This is a genomic window from Pseudoalteromonas sp. MMG013 (assembly GCF_018100885.1).
In the GTDB taxonomy this organism is placed as follows: domain Bacteria; phylum Pseudomonadota; class Gammaproteobacteria; order Enterobacterales; family Alteromonadaceae; genus Pseudoalteromonas; species Pseudoalteromonas aurantia.
Window position 1 is genome coordinate 67,399 of the sequence record NZ_JAGJEE010000021.1, and the last position, 18,400, is coordinate 85,798.

The 18,400-nt window shown below is 40.2% G+C and carries 11 protein-coding genes; 6 read left to right on the plus strand and 5 right to left on the minus strand.

Translation table 11 applies throughout. The features are described 5' to 3' along the window. The first annotated feature begins 50 nt into the window (after positions 1-50). The 3 genes from J8L98_RS17280 (at position 51) to J8L98_RS17290 (ending at position 3,644) form a co-directional block, all read left to right on the plus strand. Entirely contained in the window at positions 51-1,607 is a 1,557-nt protein-coding gene (locus J8L98_RS17280) for a SulP family inorganic anion transporter (RefSeq protein ID WP_192507266.1), read from the plus strand. A 142-nt stretch (positions 1,608-1,749) separates the two neighbouring features. Continuing rightward, entirely contained in the window at positions 1,750-2,820 is a 1,071-nt protein-coding gene (locus tag J8L98_RS17285; RefSeq protein ID WP_210997452.1) for a histidine kinase, read from the plus strand. After that, on the plus strand, positions 2,820-3,644 hold the full coding sequence (locus J8L98_RS17290) for a LytTR family DNA-binding domain-containing protein (protein WP_210997453.1): 825 nt from the start codon (positions 2,820-2,822) through the stop codon (positions 3,642-3,644). Before J8L98_RS17285 ends, J8L98_RS17290 begins: the two co-directional genes overlap by 1 nt. A gap of 39 nt (positions 3,645-3,683) precedes the next feature. Here J8L98_RS17290 and pyk read toward each other — a convergent pair whose 3' ends face one another. Continuing rightward, the gene (pyk, locus tag J8L98_RS17295) at positions 3,684-5,117 is read right to left on the minus strand and encodes a pyruvate kinase (RefSeq protein ID WP_192507269.1); all 1,434 of its coding nucleotides are present in this window, start codon (positions 5,115-5,117) and stop codon (positions 3,684-3,686) included. Positions 5,118-5,613: 496 nt separating this feature from the next. Here pyk and gndA point away from each other — a divergent pair, with 496 nt between their 5' ends. Continuing rightward, on the plus strand, positions 5,614-6,987 hold the full coding sequence (gene gndA, locus J8L98_RS17300) for an NADP-dependent phosphogluconate dehydrogenase (RefSeq protein WP_210997454.1): 1,374 nt from the start codon (positions 5,614-5,616) through the stop codon (positions 6,985-6,987). Positions 6,988-7,401: 414 nt separating this feature from the next. On the opposite strand, the gene J8L98_RS17305 is transcribed toward gndA, so the two are convergent. The 3 genes from J8L98_RS17305 to J8L98_RS17315 form a co-directional block, all read right to left on the minus strand. Beyond that, positions 7,402-7,839: a hypothetical protein gene (locus J8L98_RS17305; protein ID WP_192507271.1), complete on the minus strand. Its 438-nt coding sequence runs from the start codon at positions 7,837-7,839 to the stop codon at positions 7,402-7,404. Between the two features lie 232 nt (positions 7,840-8,071). Further along, positions 8,072-11,215, minus strand: a complete 3,144-nt coding sequence (locus J8L98_RS17310; RefSeq protein ID WP_210997455.1) for an efflux RND transporter permease subunit — start codon at positions 11,213-11,215, stop codon at positions 8,072-8,074. A 3-nt stretch (positions 11,216-11,218) separates the two neighbouring features. Then, on the minus strand, positions 11,219-12,394 hold the full coding sequence (locus tag J8L98_RS17315; RefSeq protein ID WP_210997456.1) for an efflux RND transporter periplasmic adaptor subunit: 1,176 nt from the start codon (positions 12,392-12,394) through the stop codon (positions 11,219-11,221). A 622-nt stretch (positions 12,395-13,016) separates the two neighbouring features. Between J8L98_RS17315 and J8L98_RS17320 the strand changes: the two genes are divergently transcribed. Continuing rightward, a complete protein-coding gene (locus J8L98_RS17320; protein WP_210997457.1) occupies positions 13,017-13,709 on the plus strand; it encodes a metal-dependent hydrolase in 693 nt (230 codons plus the stop codon). 83 nt (positions 13,710-13,792) lie between these two features. Further along, positions 13,793-14,560, plus strand: a complete 768-nt coding sequence (locus tag J8L98_RS17325) for a ribonuclease H family protein (RefSeq protein ID WP_348771912.1) — start codon at positions 13,793-13,795, stop codon at positions 14,558-14,560. A 455-nt stretch (positions 14,561-15,015) separates the two neighbouring features. Here J8L98_RS17325 and J8L98_RS17330 read toward each other — a convergent pair whose 3' ends face one another. Continuing rightward, positions 15,016-17,826: a TonB-dependent receptor gene (locus J8L98_RS17330; protein WP_210997459.1), complete on the minus strand. Its 2,811-nt coding sequence runs from the start codon at positions 17,824-17,826 to the stop codon at positions 15,016-15,018. Between the last annotated feature and the right edge of the window lie 574 nt (positions 17,827-18,400).

Sequence of the window (18,400 nt, forward strand, 5' to 3'; positions counted from 1 at the left end):
TTTGATAGAATCCAGCGCTTTTCTGTTCGTTGTAAATCAAGAGGATATGAATGTTTAATTTAATCGGCAAGGCGCCAAGCTCTGCTAAAAATGACATACTGTCTGGTTTGACTGTTGCGCTTGCATTAGTCCCAGAAGCTGTTGCTTTCGCATTTGTAGCGCAAGTTGACCCATTAGTAGGCTTATATGCTGCGTTTATTGTCGGTTTGATTACGTCAATATTTGGCGGTCGTCCAGGTATGATTTCAGGTGCTACAGGTGCACTAGCGGTTGTAATGGTAAGTTTAGTGGTAGAGCACGGGGTTGAATATTTATTTGCCACAGTGCTATTGATGGGGGTTTTACAAGTCCTTGCAGGGGTATTTAAACTAGGTAAATTTATCAGGATGGTACCGCACCCCGTGATGCTTGGGTTTGTAAATGGTTTAGCAATCGTCATCTTTTTGGCACAATTAGGTCAATTTAAAGTCATGGATGCTGAAGGTCAATTACAATGGATGCAAGGATCCCCATTACTAATAATGGCTGGATTAGTCGCTTTAACTATGGCTATTATTCAGTTCTTACCTAAATTAACGACTGCTATTCCTTCTTCTCTTGCGGCAATTCTCGTCGTTACTGGATTAGTTATTGGGTTAGACCTTGAAGCTAGAACAGTGCTTGATTACCTCAAAGATATGTCGGGAGATATGAATGCAACTATTGCAGGCGGTTTCCCTGAGTTCCATATCCCAATGGTGCCTTTTAATTTTGAAACATTTAAAATTATTTTCCCATATGCACTTATTTTAGCTGCGATTGGTTTAATTGAATCATTACTTACATTGACTCTTATTGATGAAATTACTGACACGCGAGGTAATAGTAACCGTGAATGTATTGGCCAGGGGGCTGCTAATATGACATGTGGCGTATTTGGTGCAATGGGAGGCTGTGCAATGATAGGCCAATCTATGATTAACATTAACTCGGGTGGTCGTAGTCGATTGTCGGGTATTACAGCTGCATTGTTATTGCTTGGGTTTATTTTATTTGCAGCAAGTCTAATTGAAATGATCCCATTAGCTGCGCTAGTAGGTGTTATGTTTATGGTTGTACTCGGTACTTTTGAATGGTCTAGTTTTAGATTAATGAAACGTATACCAAAAACAGATGCATTTGTGATTGTACTTGTCTCTGGTGTGACAGTTGTAACTGACTTGGCAATTGCAGTGTGTGTCGGTGTTATTGTATCTGCATTAGTGTTTGCTTGGGAGCATGCGAAGCACATATACACAAGCAATTATATTGATGAGCAAGGTTCTAAAGTATATGAATTGCATGGCCCATTATTTTTTGGCTCTGTTAAGAACTTTAGTGAGCTGTTTGATGTGCTGAATGACCCCGCAGATGTTATTGTAGAGTTTAAACACAGTCGTGTTTCTGATCACAGCGCTATAGAGGCAATTGACAATTTAGCCGAAAAATATACTAAAGCAGGGAAAAAGCTGCATTTGAGACATTTGAGTCAAGATTGTAAAGACTTGTTAAACAAAGCAAATGACTTAGTAGAAGTAAACGTAATTGAAGACCCTAAATATAAGGTAGCGTCTGATAAACTAGCGTAATTATTAGCATTTTCTAAAAAGGCACTTTTATAGTGCCTTTTTTATTTGCGTCGAGCCGTAAAAATTCTGAGACTATCGGTAGTGATTAAAAGGTTATCACTGATATATAATCAAATTATTATGATAGGAGTTAAATACACTGTTGAAATGGCAAGCATTAGTCGATAATCGACAACGTTTTTTTTGGGTTCTTCAAATTGCTGGCTGGTTAGGTTACGCGCTAGTTAACTATATAGGGTCCAAAGTATTTGAGATGAGAGATATTTATGTCTTCGTGATCGTACTCAATGCTTATGCAGGGTGTCTTTTAACTGTGCCTATAAGGTATCTTTACCGCAGAATTTGGAACGCTCCTCCACTTATTCTTATTTTAGTGGTATTTAGTGCGTCCTATTTTACGGGGACTCTATGGGCTGTCATCCAAAAGTTTAATTTGTGGGAAATTTATCGTCATGGCTACCGTCCCTCTGAGTGGTTTTACTACTTTCAGCAAGGGCTCGACTCGGTTTACATTGTACTATGTTGGAGTGGCCTATATTTTGGCGTTAAATATTATCAATTATTACAAAGTGAACGACAAAAAGCATTAAAAGCGAACACAATGGCCCATGAGGCCCAGTTAAAAATGTTACGCTATCAATTGAATCCACATTTTTTGTTTAATACGCTCAATGCTATCTCTACGTTGATTTTGGTAGAAGAAAATAAAGATGCAAACCAGATGGTAGCAAGATTATCAGACTTCTTACGGTATACCTTAAACACTGACCCTATAAAAAAGGTACCGCTAGAGCAGGAACTCCATGCGCTGATGCTTTACTTAGAAATAGAGAAAGTGCGGTTTGACGAACGACTCAGTATTGATGTTGATGTAAGTTCTGAGGCCAAACAAGCATTAGTACCAAGTTTAATACTACAACCAATCATAGAAAACTCGATAAAATATGCGATAGCACACCTCGTGGAAGGTGGTAAGTTAGAGATAAAAGCTCAGGTTTTTGCAAATGAACTATTGTTAGAAGTGGGAGACAATGGCCCTGGTGCAGAATTAAAAAACGGACAATTACAAAACGCACAAGGTGTTGGGATTGCCAATACGATTGATAGGCTAAAAACACTTTATGAGAATAACTACTCATTTGTGTTATCGCATAACGAACCGAATGGCTTGAAAGTAAACATTCGAGTTCCTTTTGAAAAGGCTAAGAAGTAATGAGCAAAATAAGAACGTTGATTGTTGATGATGAACCGCTGGCGCGCAAAGGGCTTGCTGTTCGCTTGAAGTCGTTTCCAGAATTAGAGATAGTTGAGTTATGTAATGGTGGTGAACAAGCAATCGCTCAATGCCAAGATAATGATATAGATTTAGTTTTTCTAGATATCCAAATGCCAGGAATGAATGGATTTGAGGTTGCTCGAACTTTAAGTGAAAGTGTTAAGCCTCTACCTGCAATTGTATTTGTTACTGCATTCGATCAATATGCTGTGCAAGCATTTGAGATCCATGCTTTGGATTACATTTTAAAACCCGTTGATGACAACAGACTAAGACAGGCGGTGGAAAAAGTGCAAAGTTATTTGAAGACACAACAAGACAACGTACACAAGAAAAAGCTAGCGAGCTTTGTGGCGGGAATAACAGGTAATAATTGTGAAGAGATCCTAAAAAAGTTAGCAACAGGGGATACCCTAGTTGATAAAAAATATCCAGAGTCGATTGCGGTAAAAGAGCAAGGTGAAATTGTTCGGGTATCAACATCGAGTATTCAATGGGTAGATGCAGCAGGAGATTACATGTGTTTGCATTGTAGCGATGGTCAAACCCACATATTGCGTAAAACCATGAAAGAACTAGAGCAAGAGCTAGATCCTGTATTGTTTGTTCGAGTTCATCGTTCTGCAATTGTAAATACCAAACAAATTAGTAAGTTAGTTACACAAAGTAGTGGTGAATATTTACTGGTTTTAGATAATGGGCAAGAGCTGAAAGTAAGTCGTAGTTATAGAGATAAAGTAAAAGCAGCGTTGGCTAGTTAAGATAAGGTAGCCTCATTGGAAGCTACCTTAGAAAACTATTTATACGGTGACAATTTTCATTGTGTTGGTTGCACCGACAGTTTCCATCGCATCACCATGCGTTAGTATTACTGTATCGCCTTTTTCAAGTGAGCCAGCTTCAAGCAATGTAGCGAGTGCGTCGCGAACCATTGATTGGTCTGAACAGGTGGTCGAATCAAAGTAGACAGGATAAACACCGCGATAGAGCGCCGTTTGCCCGAGTGTAGTTGCGTGGCGAGATAATGAATATATAGGTAAACCAGAACTAATACGAGACATGAGTTTCGCCGTTTTGCCAGACTCAGTAAGCGCCACGATAGCTTTAACGCTATCCAAATGGTTTGCGGCGTACATAGCTGACAGTGCGAGTGTTTCTGACGTGTCAGAAAACATACTATCTAAACGATGTTTTGATACATGAATTTCGGGTTGTGATTCTGCTCCTAAGCAAACTCGAGCCATAGTTGCGACGGTTTCTTCAGGATAATCACCAGCAGCTGTTTCCGCTGATAGCATCACCGCGTCAGTGCCGTCAAGTACAGCATTTGCTACGTCCATCACCTCAGCACGTGTTGGCATAGGGTTATCGATCATTGATTCCATCATTTGCGTCGCAGTGACAACCGTACGATTTAACGAGCGAGCACGGCTAATGATGAGTTTTTGTTTGCCAACTAATGCAGCGTCACCAATTTCAACGCCTAAATCTCCACGGGCAACCATCACTGCATCAGATGCAAGTACAATATCATCAATATCAGCTTGTGTAGCAACAGCTTCTGCACGCTCTATTTTTGCCAGAAGTTGTGCATTTGAACCTGCTTTTTCAGCCAAAGAGCGAACATAGCGCATATCATCGCCACTGCGTGGGAATGAGACCGCTATATAGTCAACCCCAATTTCTGCTGCTGTTATCAAATCTTCCTTATCTTTGTCAGTAAAAGCCGGTGCTGTCAATCCACCACCTAAACGGTTGATACCTTTGTTATTTGATAGCACGCCACCAACTGTAACGGTAGTATGCACCAGAACGCCATCAATTGAGTCAACGGTAAGTTGAATGAGGCCATCATTAAGTAACAATAGATCACCAGGTTTGACATCTTGAGGAAGTTCTTTGTAATCAATACCAACTGCATCCACAGTACCTTGACCTAACTCCATCTGCGCATCAAGTGTAAATTTAGCACCAACCGCAAGTGTTACTTTACCTTCTTTAAATGTTGAAACTCGGATTTTAGGGCCTTGTAGATCAGCTAAAATAGCAACATGATTTCCAAGTTCTTTGGCAATTTTACGAACGGCTTCAGCTCTATCTTTATGATCTTGTGCTACACCGTGGGAGAAGTTTAATCTAACAACGTTAGCACCCGCTCGGATAATTTTTTCTAGGTTGTTATCACGGTCTGTTGCCGGTCCAAGGGTTGCTACAATTTTTGTGCGTCTAAGCATCAGGATCTCCTGTCGACCTACTATTTATAGGGTTGTTTAAATTCGTACCTATCGATAATACATGATTTGCCTTGCTACTGAACAAAACAATGTATTCATCACATGATAAAGATCGTGTGTATAAAGATTTGCTCTATAAACTCTTTTTTACACTTCAATTAAATTATATGATCTGTATTACATCATTATGACACCGGTGTCAGTATTGGTCAATCTCTGATATTCGGACAATATGAGTTTACATCTGTTGTTTTGTTAGTCGAGATAAGAAAAATCACAGAATTCGAAATTACTCATTTAAAAACTAGTGATGGTATTTGTACAAAGAAGCGACTACAACAGTCATATAATGAAAAAAAGCAGATTAGCAAGGACATTTAACCTGACTTTGCTATTAATGCGTGGTCATGCGCTGGCTTCTTACTAAAGCTAGGGTATAATGCGGCGCGAAGTAATAAATTACTCACAATTTTGTAGTTACCGAGGAGGAAACTAAATGCAAGTTGCATTAGTTGGTTTAGGCGTGATGGGTAAAAACCTAGCATTGAATCTAATTGAGAAGGGGTTAACGCTAGTTGCCTATGATAGAAACCCAGACGCAGGTGCTGAGTTAATTAGCTGCGCCCAATCTATGGGCATGGCTGAGCGCTTACACATAGTTTCAGATCTCGGTGATATGGTCAGACGACTAGAAACACCTCGTTCAATTTTACTACTGGTCCCAGCTGGTGAATTAGTTGATCGAGTGTGTGGTGATTTGATTGAAGCGGGTGTGGCAAAAGAAGATATTATTGTCGATTGTGGTAACAGTAATTATAAAGATGGTATTACCCGTAAGTTGAAGTATCAAAATAAATTTGAGTTTGCGACGATGGGGATATCAGGTGGTGCTGAAGGTGCACGTCATGGCCCTGCTATGATGGCGAGTGGCTCGGAAGGTGGCTGGGAACGCGTAGAACCTTGGTTTGAAAAGGTTGCTGCAAGTTATAACGGCGAATCTTGTTTCGCACGTGTTGGACAATCTGCAAGCGGCCATTTTGTTAAAATGGTACATAATGGCATTGAGTATGCGTTGATGCAGTTAATTGCAGAAATGTATCAATTGCTGCGCCATGGCACAGGCCGTTCACCTAAGGAAGTGGCTGAAGTATTTGAGTCTTGGTCTGAAGGGACACTTAATAGTTATTTATTGTCAATTTCCAGTCATATTTTACAGTTAGAAACAGATCGAAACGAAGCATTAGTTGATTTGATCGATAACAAGGTGGGTGCGAAAGGTACCGGTCTTTGGACTGCACAAAATGCACTAGAGCTGGGGATTGCAGTACCATCATTGGTTGCAGCTGTTCAAGCGCGCCATTTGACTAATACAATCGATACTCATGCAGCAAAAGAAATGACTTATGCAGCAAAAGGTACGATTAATATTGAAGTTGATCTTGAGGAGCTTAAGCAAGCATTTTATTTAGCAAGCCTACTCTGTTATCGCCAAGGTTTAGCACTGATAAAAGGCGCATCTCGAGCTCATCAATGGAAAGTTGATTTAGCAAAGACATTACAGACTTGGCGCGCTGGTTGTATTATTCGCGCTGATTACCTAGATGATGTGGCGCAAGGTGTTGAGTTTATTGATGGCTTAGATTTAGAGGTGGCGGCGTTACGTAAGGTGACAGGCTTAGCAGTATCAAGCGGCTTAGCGTTTCCTGTATTATCATCGACACAAACCTACATTGCGACATTAAGCACACCCAGTAATGGTCACTTAGTACAATCGCAACGAGATTATTTTGGTGAACATGGCATTAAAACTCACGATGGTGAAATTTGCCACTTGACAGACTTAGTGAATATAGCGGCTAAAGTTCGCTAAGATACTTGCTTAGTTTAAAATGATAAACCGGTTTTATAGACCGGTTTTTTATATCTTCAATCTGGGAGTTAATGCCACATAGAGTCGTGATAAAACAACATGCGTTTGTTAAATCTCGGGTAATGTTACCGGTTAGAACGGTCATTCACGAAGTTAATTCTTGAACTAATAAAACTCAAATTGCCGATAGTCGATATATTGCTCTTACTAATGTATGACTGTGCTCGTGTAACAATAGATGCTATTGAGCATACATTTTGCGTTACTGCTGCCAACACCATTTTGTCAGTTATAGCATTCATTAGATAAGGGAAGGTGAGCCGTTTTTATAGCAAGCTCTCGGGCGAAGCAACTGCAACTTACCCGAGCTAAAAGCGTCCATTGTAACAACGCACAACTAGTAAAGTGAGCGGGTTAACGGGCAAACGGATCTGGGTTTATTTTATCTACGTACCATTTTCCTTTTTTACGTAGCAGCTTCACGCTTCGCATATCATCTACTTGCTCTCCTCTGAGTGTACCTGTAAAGACCATATTTATATTAGCTGTCTCACCGTATTGTTCTCGCAAACTCTGATTCGTCATGTCCAATTCTATGGTAACTTGATCAAACTGCATATTAACGAGATTTCGCGTGAACTGTTTTGCAGTTCCATATGAGCGCATGACACGTGCAAGACGTGGTGTTGCATTCTTGGCTGCTCTTTCTAAATTATTATGATTGTACAAAGCATCAAAAAAAGCGGTGGCGGTGTAGCCAGGAGAGCTTGATTCACCAGTTCCTTTATTATCTTTTCCGCAACCAGATAAGAAAACCAAGGCACAAGTTAAAATTATCGTTAAATACTTCATGGTGGTGTCTAACTAAATCTATTTATATGTCAGTTTGTCTTTAAAACATGGATATGTAAAGAGCGATACGGTGTATGAGTAGATAAATTCTGTTAGATCGGTATTTTGTCTTAGTTAAAGAGATTATTTTCATTAACAACAGCAGATTACCTGTTTACACATACTCATTATTATTAAAAATAAAAAAGCTCGGTGGAATCCGAGCTTTGGGGTTGGGATTACTTAGTGTTTATTAAGTTGCAGATGTTTTTTGTAGCGTATCCTTTTTACTAAACCATTTGTTCTTGAGTGCCTTAATATCTTCAAGAACAACATATTGACATGGAATAAGTATTAGGGTGATTACAGTCGCAAACAATACACCAAACGCTAAAGAGACAGCCATTGGAATAACGATTTGCGCTTGTAAACTGGTTTCGGTAATAATAGGCACAAGTCCAATAAATGTTGTTAATGAAGTTAAGAGAATTGCCCTGAAACGTTTGCAGCCAGCTTCTACAACCGCTTGCTTAATCGTAGCGCCTGCATCTCGAGCTTTATTCACAAAATCGACCATGACCAGAGAGTCATTCACCACAACCCCTGCGACAGCTATAATTCCAAAGAACGACAAGCTACTCATGGTCATACCCATAACCATGTGACCAAATACAGCCCCTACAACACCAAATGGGATAACCGACATGATCAGGATTGGTTGAGAGTAGGAGCGTAAAGGAATCGCAAGTAATGCAAAAATGATCATCATTGAAAGTGCAAAATCACGAATTTGCTCTGCAACACTGTCCATTTCTTCTTGAATTCTACCTGCTACATTACTTTGTACACCGGGGTAATTAAGCAGCAATGATGGCAGATACTCATCACGTATTTCTGTTGCAATTTCAAATGGCTGGGCTTGATTTGTATCTACAGAAGCCCACACGTTAATAGTACGTTTTGCGTTTTCTCGACGAATACGATTCACACCGTCGACGAGTTTTACATTTGCGACTTCAGCAAGGAGTACTTCTGCGCCTGCTGGCGTAACGATACGCACATCTTGAATGTCACTGATTGAATTGCGAGACTCTTTCGGATAACGGATCATCACTTTGATTTCTTCACCGTCACGTAAAATACGCTGAGCTTCTAATCCGTAGTAACTAAAGTTTACTTGGGAGGCTACGTCTGCAAGTGTTAAGCCCATGCTATAAGCCAAAGGCTTCAGCTCTAGTTGTACTTCATCGGTTGCACTTTGCATCGAATCATTGACATCTCCGACACCTGTAATCGTATTGAGTTTTTCGGTGAGCTTTTCGGCAACTTCTGTCAATTGTTCTTTATCTTTTCCCTCAAGCCTAAAGCTAATGTCACCATCATCTCGGCCGCCATTCATTATGCTGTCGCGAATATTCAGGTTCTTAACACCAGGCAGTGGGGGCATTTGTTCGCGCCACATGGCACTTAGCTCAAATGTGTCAATTGGACGCTTACCCGGTTCAACGAGAATAGCCATGATATTTGCATTGGTACGGCCTCTGAGACTTACAGATAAGTCACGGATCATACCTTGTCCATATTTTTCTTCAATTTGCTTATCAACATCAAATAAAAGCGCTTCTATTTTTTGTGCTGTTTCAAGTGTGGCACTTTCAGATGAGGATAAATTCATTTCAATTGAAATTTCGGGGAAGTCATGAGGAATCTTTGGGTTCGCAACAAACTTAATGAAGCCTCCTGCAAACATGCCAGCGCTCACGATAAGAATTGTTAAAAAGCCGACAATTACTGTGTAGCGATAGTGAATGCAACGCTCGATAAAAGGGCGGTATAGGTTTTCAATAAAATTCTTAAGGGCGCCATCTAAAAGTGCTCGAAGTCGATGAAAGGGGTTTTTAGGGTTGCTAGGCTTATCTTTCATCGCGGCTAAGTGTGCAGGTAAAATAAGCTTTGATTCAATTAAAGAGAAAATTAAGCAAAGTATAATTACGCCACCAATGGCTTTAGAAAAAGCAGCAGCAGGGCCGGTCGCTAGCGTTTGTGGTAAAAATGCCGCAACAGTGGTAAGTACACCAAATGTCGCTGGGATCGCAACTCGCTTCACGCCTCGAACAACGTTATCTAAACTATGCCCATGTTCCTCAATTTCGGAGTGAACGGATTCACCGACAACAATGGCATCATCTACCACAATCCCGAGTACCAGTATAAATGCAAATAATGAAGCTAAATTTATTGTGACATCTAGCGCGCCCATTGGCATAAATAAAAAAGCACCTAGAAACGAAACAGGTAGCCCCATCATAACCCAGAACGCAAGTCTAACGCGTAAAAACAATGCCAGCATTAACATGACCAGCAAACCACCCCAGATCATGTTTTCAACCATCATATTTAAGCGGCCATCAAGATAGTAAGTTAAATCAATGAAAGGTTCTAGTTCAGCATCTGCGGGTAAGGTGGTATTACGTTCAGCGAGGTAGCTTTTTATAACATTGGCAACTTTACTGATATCTTGATCTTTTGAAGCACTTACTTGGTAAATGAGAGAGCTTTTACCGTTGTACTTTGAATACTGTAGCCCTTCCTCAAAGCCGTCATTGACGGTTGCCACATCCCCCAGTTTAATTTGCGCACCATCGGCTAACGTGATCAATGGTAAATTTTCAAACTCCGAGCCTCGGTATGCCTGATTCTCAACCCGCATTGATATGTAGCCGTTGTCAGAGCGAATTTGACCAGCAGACATGTTAGCGGAGAAAGCTGAAACGGCGTTTGAAATATCTCTAAAGCTTAGTCCATATTCGCGTAGCTTATCAGGACTAACTTCAATGCCAATTTCGTAGTTGAGACCACCATTGAATTCAACAAGGTTAACACCTGGCAGGGCAAGCATCTCGTCGTGTAATGTGTTACCTAACTCTTTGAGCTCGGCCCGACTTAAACTGCCATTTAAAGCAAGCCACATGACTTCCTGTTCAAACTTGTCGTAACGAACAACTGGGCGCTCCATACCAACAGGAAAGCTAGATATGGAGTCAACTTGCATTTTTACTTCATCAAGTACTTCTTGAGGGTTGTACTTTTCTTCGACTTCGATCCATGTTTGCGACATACCACGGTTGGAATAGGTGATCAGCCGTTTGATACCTTCGAGTCCTTCCATTGACTCTTCAACTTTTATCGTGATGCCTTCTTCGACCTCTTGAGGTGCAGCACCAGGATAAACAGCTTGCACACTTAGCCAGTTATTTTCGAATTGAGGGAACATTTGCTTTCTAATTGAGAAAGCAGTGAGGATCCCGCCAACCAGAATAAAAATCATTAATAGGTTTGCTGCAACAGGGTTACGTGCAAACCATGCGATAATGCCTTTCTCGGATGGTAATGACATAAGTTACTCCTCCTTAAGAGCCAATTGTGTTGTTGGCGCTTGATTAGCAGCATCTTCAATACGTAATTGCATGCCGTTAGCAGGGTACTCTAGTGCAGACGTGATGATTTTATTGCCATTAGAGAGGCCAGCATTCGCAATAACCATTCCATTACTTTCTCTAATAATTTGAAGCGATTTGAAGCTGAGCGTTAAATCATCATTAAGTGTCGCAATTTGACCATTTTTAACTAAGTGGCGAGGAACAGATACCGCGGACTGGATAAGCTGCCCCTCAATTTTTGCATTAATATATGTGCCAAAGCGAAGCTGTTTGTCGCCAGAGCTGTAAGGGACATCTACTTGCGCAACCAAATAAGTCATTCGGCTTCGCTCGTCTATGACGCCTTCATTACGGACAATCCTACCTTTCCAAATAACGTCTTTGCCCGCAAATTTAGCGGCGAGTGATACCTTTGAATCTAAGCCATTGTTGACTAAATATTGTAGCTCTTTATCAGCAACCGGTAGTCTTACTTCAGCAACTGATGTTGCATTGAGTATGCCAAACTGATTTCCCGGACTAACGACACTCCCTAAACTGATTTGTCGACTGTCCACAATGGCGTCATAGGGTGCTTTTATATAGGTCCGTTCTAAGTTGCGATTTGCGCGCTTTTCGCTGGCTTGTGCAGCTCTGTACTGCGCTAGTTTGTCAGCCAATTGCGGCTTTCTGAGATATAATTCAGATGGAATGGTTTCACTGGCATTGTTTTTTATCCGTTGCCATTCCGTTTTTGCCACATGCGCCTGAGCTTGTTCAATTTCAAGGGCTGAATGCGCTTGGGCTAAATTAGCTTGTGCTTCAATGAGCGCCGCTTCATAATCATTGGGATCAATGCGCGCTAATACTTCACCAGCTTTAACAAAACCTCCTCGCACAAATTTCTCTGAGATTTGAATTATTTGACCACTGACTTGGGCAACGAGTTCAGTACTATATTTCGGTTTTACAATACCGTATGAGTCAACAGTAAGTTGCATGGGGGCAACTGAGACTGATTCAATTTCAACAAGTGGGTGAATGATTTTTTCGGCTTTTTCTTCTGGTGGTTGTTTCATTGCAGAAAATGCTGCTGCAACGCCAATTCCTGTAATGAGTACCGCAATCGGTAATATAATTTGTTTTTTACTAGCCACGTTATAGTCCTTCCTACTATTAAAACACGCAATATCAATGACGGCTGATATCTTTACCTATTATGATACGACAATAGATGTTTCTAGGTGTTTAAAGTCTAAGGTAAGTTGTAACAAAGCATTGCGATAACAGAAACATTTTTACATTTACAGTATCAGTATCAGGCGTATGGCTTCTTTGAGGGTGATACCTATTTAACCTCAGGTTTGGATAAGGGTTTTGGAGGAGAAAATGTTTTGCAAACAAACTTACGTACAATCCAATGATGATATTTTGTTCAATATCAAGGCGCTTTTATGCAGTAATAGCGGGCTATTACAAATGAAAGCAACGCCGAGAGTGAGAAAAATAGTTTTATTGGGCAAATGCGCTTATCCAGAGCTGAGGTTATTTAATGAATGCTTTTTGGTTGTGCAAGACTGATTGCATTACAAACTCGCTGCTTGTAAATATGGCAAATGATTGCTCTGGAGATCACTGCTGAATTTGCATGTAGGGTTAATTATTTTAACTGCAGCAGGAATTCGTGCTTAATGTACAGTTAAAGTGTTAAAATCATTCTATAACAGTAGCCTATACGGTTGCTTTCGATCGTGTCGCTAAATTTAGTAAGGAACCCACTTGGCAAATTTCTCTACTCATATAACAGCAAGTACAGTATCAAGTGCCATGCTAGGAACAACTTTATTGGCATCACACATTGTGACGATGTCAGAGAGCTTTCTGCTTATATTAATAGGCGCTTTGTCTGGATTATTGCCCGATCTTGATGCGGATGATTCAACATCGATAGGATGGTTATTTTCTATTTTAGGCTGTGTGCTTGCTGGTGGTTTTATTGCGACTTACCCATTATCATCATTATTGTCGGTTTGGCTTTGTGCAGGCGGTATTTACGGCCTAGTTTGGTTTTTAGTTAAACCAATATTTGAAAGCATTACGGTGCACCGGGGAAGTTTACATTCAATTTTAGCTGTACTTATGTTTACGCTACTTGGATGTGTTTGTGCACTTCAGTTGGGGGCCACGTTGAGTTTTTCACTATTGGTAGCACTCTTTGTTTTTTTTGGTTCTTTAGTACACTTGCTTTTAGATGAATGTTACAGCGTCGATTTAGCTAACAATCGTATTAAGTCTTCATTTGGCAGTGCAATGAAGATTATTGATATTCGTTACCCCTTTATTGCGTTGTCGCAGTTAGGTCTGGTAGGGGCTGGCTATTACTACCTTTATCAGCACTATACACAGATACCCACAGTGGTCGTAAATTGGTATGAGAAATTAATGCAGTTAACCATCGTACCCAGTTTCTAGGGTTATGATGACTCTTCATACATACCATCAAATGATCGCGAGATAAGCGTAAATTGGGGGTATATAGTTGATTAATATAAGGAGTGACCTTGGCTAAAAAATTTTATGTCGTTTGGCAAGGGCGAGAGCCTGGAATTTATACTAATTGGGCACAATGCAAAGCCCAAGTGGATGGCTTTTCAGGTGCTAAGTACAAGTCTTTTTCAAGCCAAGAAGAAGCTGAGTCAGCCTTTGGAGGAAGATCATTCCCACAGCGTAAGATTAAAGATATTTCATCCAAAATTACAAAAAAGAAGCCTAGTGCTTTGTCACAAGCGCACATTGATCAAATGGCTTATGATATAAAAATTTATACCGACGGGGGTTGTGAACCAAACCCAGGGGAAGCGGGAACAGGGCTAGCTGTTTATGAAAATGATGTACTTAGTGAGCTGTGGTACGGGCTTTATCAGTCAGTCGGAACGAATAATACCGCGGAATTACGCGGATTAAATCAAGCTTTGTTGATAGCACAAGATAAGTTATCAACAGGAAAATCTGTGGTTATTTATTGTGATTCAAAATATTCAATTGATTGTATTACCAAGTGGGCAAGTAATTGGGAGAAAAAGGGTTGGACGAAGGCTTCTGGAGAAATAAAAAACTTAGATATTATTCAACCTGCGTATGCACTTTATCAGACACTTGTATCGAAGATCGCGATATATCATGTGAATGGACATGTAGGTATTGAAGGCAATGAACTTGCCGACAGAATGTCTATTCTGGCGATAGACTCAAAAGAAGAAGGCTTATGCCGATATAATAAAAATGTTGATATACCAACTATATTGGCTATGCGCACAGGATAAATATTTTTAAGGCGCCTGAATTTCAATATCTCTATTTTCAATAGCTCGGTACAATGTGAACTGTTGAATGTCGACTATTTTCAGCCGTTATGAGCATAACGAAGGGTGTTTACTTTTTTGCAATATAATGGGGCTGATTTTAAGTCGTGATTATCCCATCACTTTGATATATCTATTGTCACAATGAACGTGCAACTGCCAAACGAAGGGTTTAGTGGCCCAAAAGTGATTTTTATGACGTGAACGCCCAAGCAATGAGTCAACTTTCTTGTGAGTTTTTTGCAAGTATTGATTGTTTTGCTTGTGCTTTAGATGCATGAATAAACCCATGTCATTGTTTACTAAAGGCAAATATGCACTGAGTCGTATGGGGGGACTAATGTAAAATAAGTTGCTCTATTATTCTAGAGCAACTTATGGTTTGTTTTATATAACAGGGAGTTTTTTAAATTCTATTAGAAGTCTAGATTTACGCCGATATAGCCTGAGCGACCTAGTAGAGCCCAACCATTATAGGCACCACGGGCAGTGGTCCAATGGTCACCGCCATTGTTATCAGTAATATTGTTGATACCTACATAGACAGAAGCCATATCAGTTAGTTGATAATCTGCGCGAATATTGTGAATACGGGAATGTGATGGTGTATCACTATCACGGAAGCTTTCAGCCTCATCATCATCAAATCGACCTGACGTTTTAAATTTGAATGTCCAACTTAGGGTTAAATCATCCAGTGTATATTTAGTAACGAGGTTAGACGCCCATTTTGGTCGGCCTAATTGACCTGCTTCGTTATTCGTTTCAGCTGTACCTTCTGCTAAATCTTGAGTCGTAGTTGAGTCTTCATATAATCTGGTTGCTTTGAAATCAAATGACAATGCATCCCAGCTATAATATAACTCGAAATCAGTTCCTCTCACGCGGCCTTGGTCGAAGTTTAAGCTCAGTGGACGAACATAATCTACGTCGCCATTGTCTTTTCGAGTTACTAGGTTACAGAACATATTATCAATGGAGTTTGCTGCCAAATCTACGCAGTTTTCCATAACGTCTTCACCGTCAAACTCAGATATTTTGTCTTTTAGCTTAATGTCAAAAAAGTCAACCGAGAGTGTCAAACCTTCAAGTATTGAGGTTGGTGTATATACAAAACCAACCGTCAGTGTATTGGCTTTTTCTTGTTGCAGGTCTGCGTTACCCGAGTTTCTGACTTCTCCGCGAGTTGTTTTAATATTTGAGTTCCAACCTGCTGGAATACCGTATAGTGCACAGTTGGCTTTACGGCGCCCATCAGCAGGGCCGCCATCTATATTTGATTCATCACAAGGGTCGTTAATTGTTGAGAAACCAACACTTTCACCTGCGTATAGCTCATATAGCTGAGGCGCACGAACGGCTTGTGAGAAAATAGAGCGTAATCTGACTTCTTCATTAATTGACCAGTTTACAGCAAACTTAGTACTTTCAAAACGATTTTCATTGGTTGAGTAATCGGCAACACGATACGCAGCTTCTACTTCAAGCAGTTCGGCAAATGGCATGTCACTAATGACAGGTACTAATAGTTCAACATACGCTTCTTTAATATTACGGCTTACATCTAATGGTAGCTTTGTAGATGATAAGTTACCCGACGCCCATAGCTCTGAAGGGTCAAAGTGAATACCTTCGTATCGAACTTCTAAGCCACTACTCATTTGCATAACACCTGCTGGTAGCTCGTATAAGTCACCAGATAAGTTTGCTGTAAAGGCGTGGTTTACTGAGTCAGTTGTAGCGACAAATGCATCGATTACATAATCTGTCAATGCTTGAGACTGACGTTCAAAAGGTGAGAAGCTAGGGCAATTTCCGGCTTCAACACATGGACCAATAACTTGTAATTGACTATCTAGACGGTCCACTCTCAACTGAGTTTTGTTTTCTAAATCATTCATTGATTTACCGGATGAAAAATTCACATCCCAAAACCATTCGTCATTATATACGCCAGAGAAAGTCAAAGATGAACTGAAGAATTCACGAACATTTTTGTGCTTACGACCTCCAATCTCATGAAATGTGTGGTGAAAGCCAATCCAATCGGTATCTTGAAAATTGTCTGTAATGGAAGCTGGAGTGTCGAATAGTTCCTTAACATCAGCTACCTGCATCCACGCGCGTTTGAATGGTGGGTCAATGACATTATTAGACTCTGTTCTAGCAAGTGTTACATCAAATGACATATCAAAGTCATCAAACTGATAATTTACAGAAGAGAATAGGTTAATACGCTCAAATGGGTCTTCAATATTACCCCATCGAGTGCCCTCGTATCCATTACTGGCATCGACTAACCAGCCGTCATACATGTCTCTGTATCGAGCTCGAAGTGCCACATCTTGAGTCGATTCATCAAAATCGTACCAATCATAGCCATCATCATCATTGTTGTATACAGAGAAGATAGTTTCAGGTACACCCCACGGGATTGGTGAGACGTTTTGAACCCAAATTTTACTCGGCTGCCCATCGGCTTTATTTGGGTTTGTTACTGAACGTTGGTAATTATACGCTTTTTCACGGTCGTTTTGCGTTAAGGCGGATTCTGATAAGTAATCGACGGCAACGGTAAAGTTACCATTGTCATCATCGAAATTAAAACCATGGGTAAATGATAAGCTGCGTGTGCTATGACCACCTTCTTGCGTACCAGAAAGGTGTGCGTTTGCTTTAGTACCTTCAAAGTCTTTTCGCAGAATAAAGTTAACAACGCCTGCAATTGCATCTGAACCATAAATTGCTGATGCACCACCCGTCATAACTTCTACACGTTCAATTAGAGAGGCCGGGATAGTACCAACATCAGCGAAAAGCCCTTGGTTATCAGTAGATACAGAAGGGGGACGTTTACCATTTACCAATACTAGAGTACGCTCTTCACCCATATTGCGAAGATCTAATATATTTAGACCTGAATTACCAAACGAGTAGTTCCCTGAAGCGGAATCAAAACCATCGGAAAATTGTGGCATGCCTGTAAGAATATCATTTACGTTCTGAGCACCAGTTAGTTTGATGTCTTCTGCTGAGATGACAACGGTAGGAGAAGGCGCTTCGAAGTTGATTCGTTTTATACGAGAGCCTGTAACCATAATTCGTTCTGGTGTATCGACGTCAACTGAATCATTTGCCTGTGCAGTAGCCCCAAGACTTGCAGCTGAAACAGCAAGTGCAAGTAAACTTTTATTTAGCTTTGTATTAGCTACCCATTGATTATTCATTGTGTATACCCCTTAGTATCACTAATTATTGTTATATTTTTCATATGCTTTCTGTGCATGCAAATAAGAGTTACTGTTTTGCTTTTGGAAAGAATAACTATCAACATCTGGTTGCTGATATATTGTATACAATATATCAAGTGTAGGTAATTACAAGTCCTTTTATTGGGTAATTTTGTGTAAAAGGGGATTGTTGATGTTTTTCAGAAAGGATGGTTTAACCTTTTTTTTAAAAATTAAAGTAATTTTTTGTTGGTTTTACATTATTTTCGCATTTTTTATTTGATTGTTTTGCTTTACCTGATTGAATTTTTCTTGCGTTTAATGTTGTTATTGTGGTATTGATTTGTTTATTAAAACAGTAGCTGTCGTTATCTATAGGAATAAGTTAAAGGTGACTCTGTTGTGGTGGTCTGATTCAGTGGGTAATACATTTCTTGTTTTTGAGTAAAACAGGATGGTATGAGGGCTCATTTCTTAGTTCTACGGGAGAGAAGGGGTTACTCGTTAAAGCAACATGTAAATGAGGACGGGGCAGCCGTATCCGTAGGGTATTTTAATTCAGTATAACAGT

Coding starts and splice junctions, on each gene's coding strand:
- J8L98_RS17305 (WP_192507271.1), bottom strand. CDS start 7,839: ATGAAGTATTTAACGATAATTTTAACTTGTGCCTTGGTTTTCTTATCT.
- pyk (WP_192507269.1), bottom strand. CDS start 5,117: ATGCTTAGACGCACAAAAATTGTAGCAACCCTTGGACCGGCAACAGAC.
- J8L98_RS17310 (WP_210997455.1), bottom strand. CDS start 11,215: ATGTCATTACCATCCGAGAAAGGCATTATCGCATGGTTTGCACGTAAC.
- J8L98_RS17290 (WP_210997453.1), top strand. CDS start 2,820: ATGAGCAAAATAAGAACGTTGATTGTTGATGATGAACCGCTGGCGCGC.
- J8L98_RS17280 (WP_192507266.1), top strand. CDS start 51: ATGTTTAATTTAATCGGCAAGGCGCCAAGCTCTGCTAAAAATGACATA.
- gndA (WP_210997454.1), top strand. CDS start 5,614: ATGCAAGTTGCATTAGTTGGTTTAGGCGTGATGGGTAAAAACCTAGCA.
- J8L98_RS17330 (WP_210997459.1), bottom strand. CDS start 17,826: ATGAATAATCAATGGGTAGCTAATACAAAGCTAAATAAAAGTTTACTT.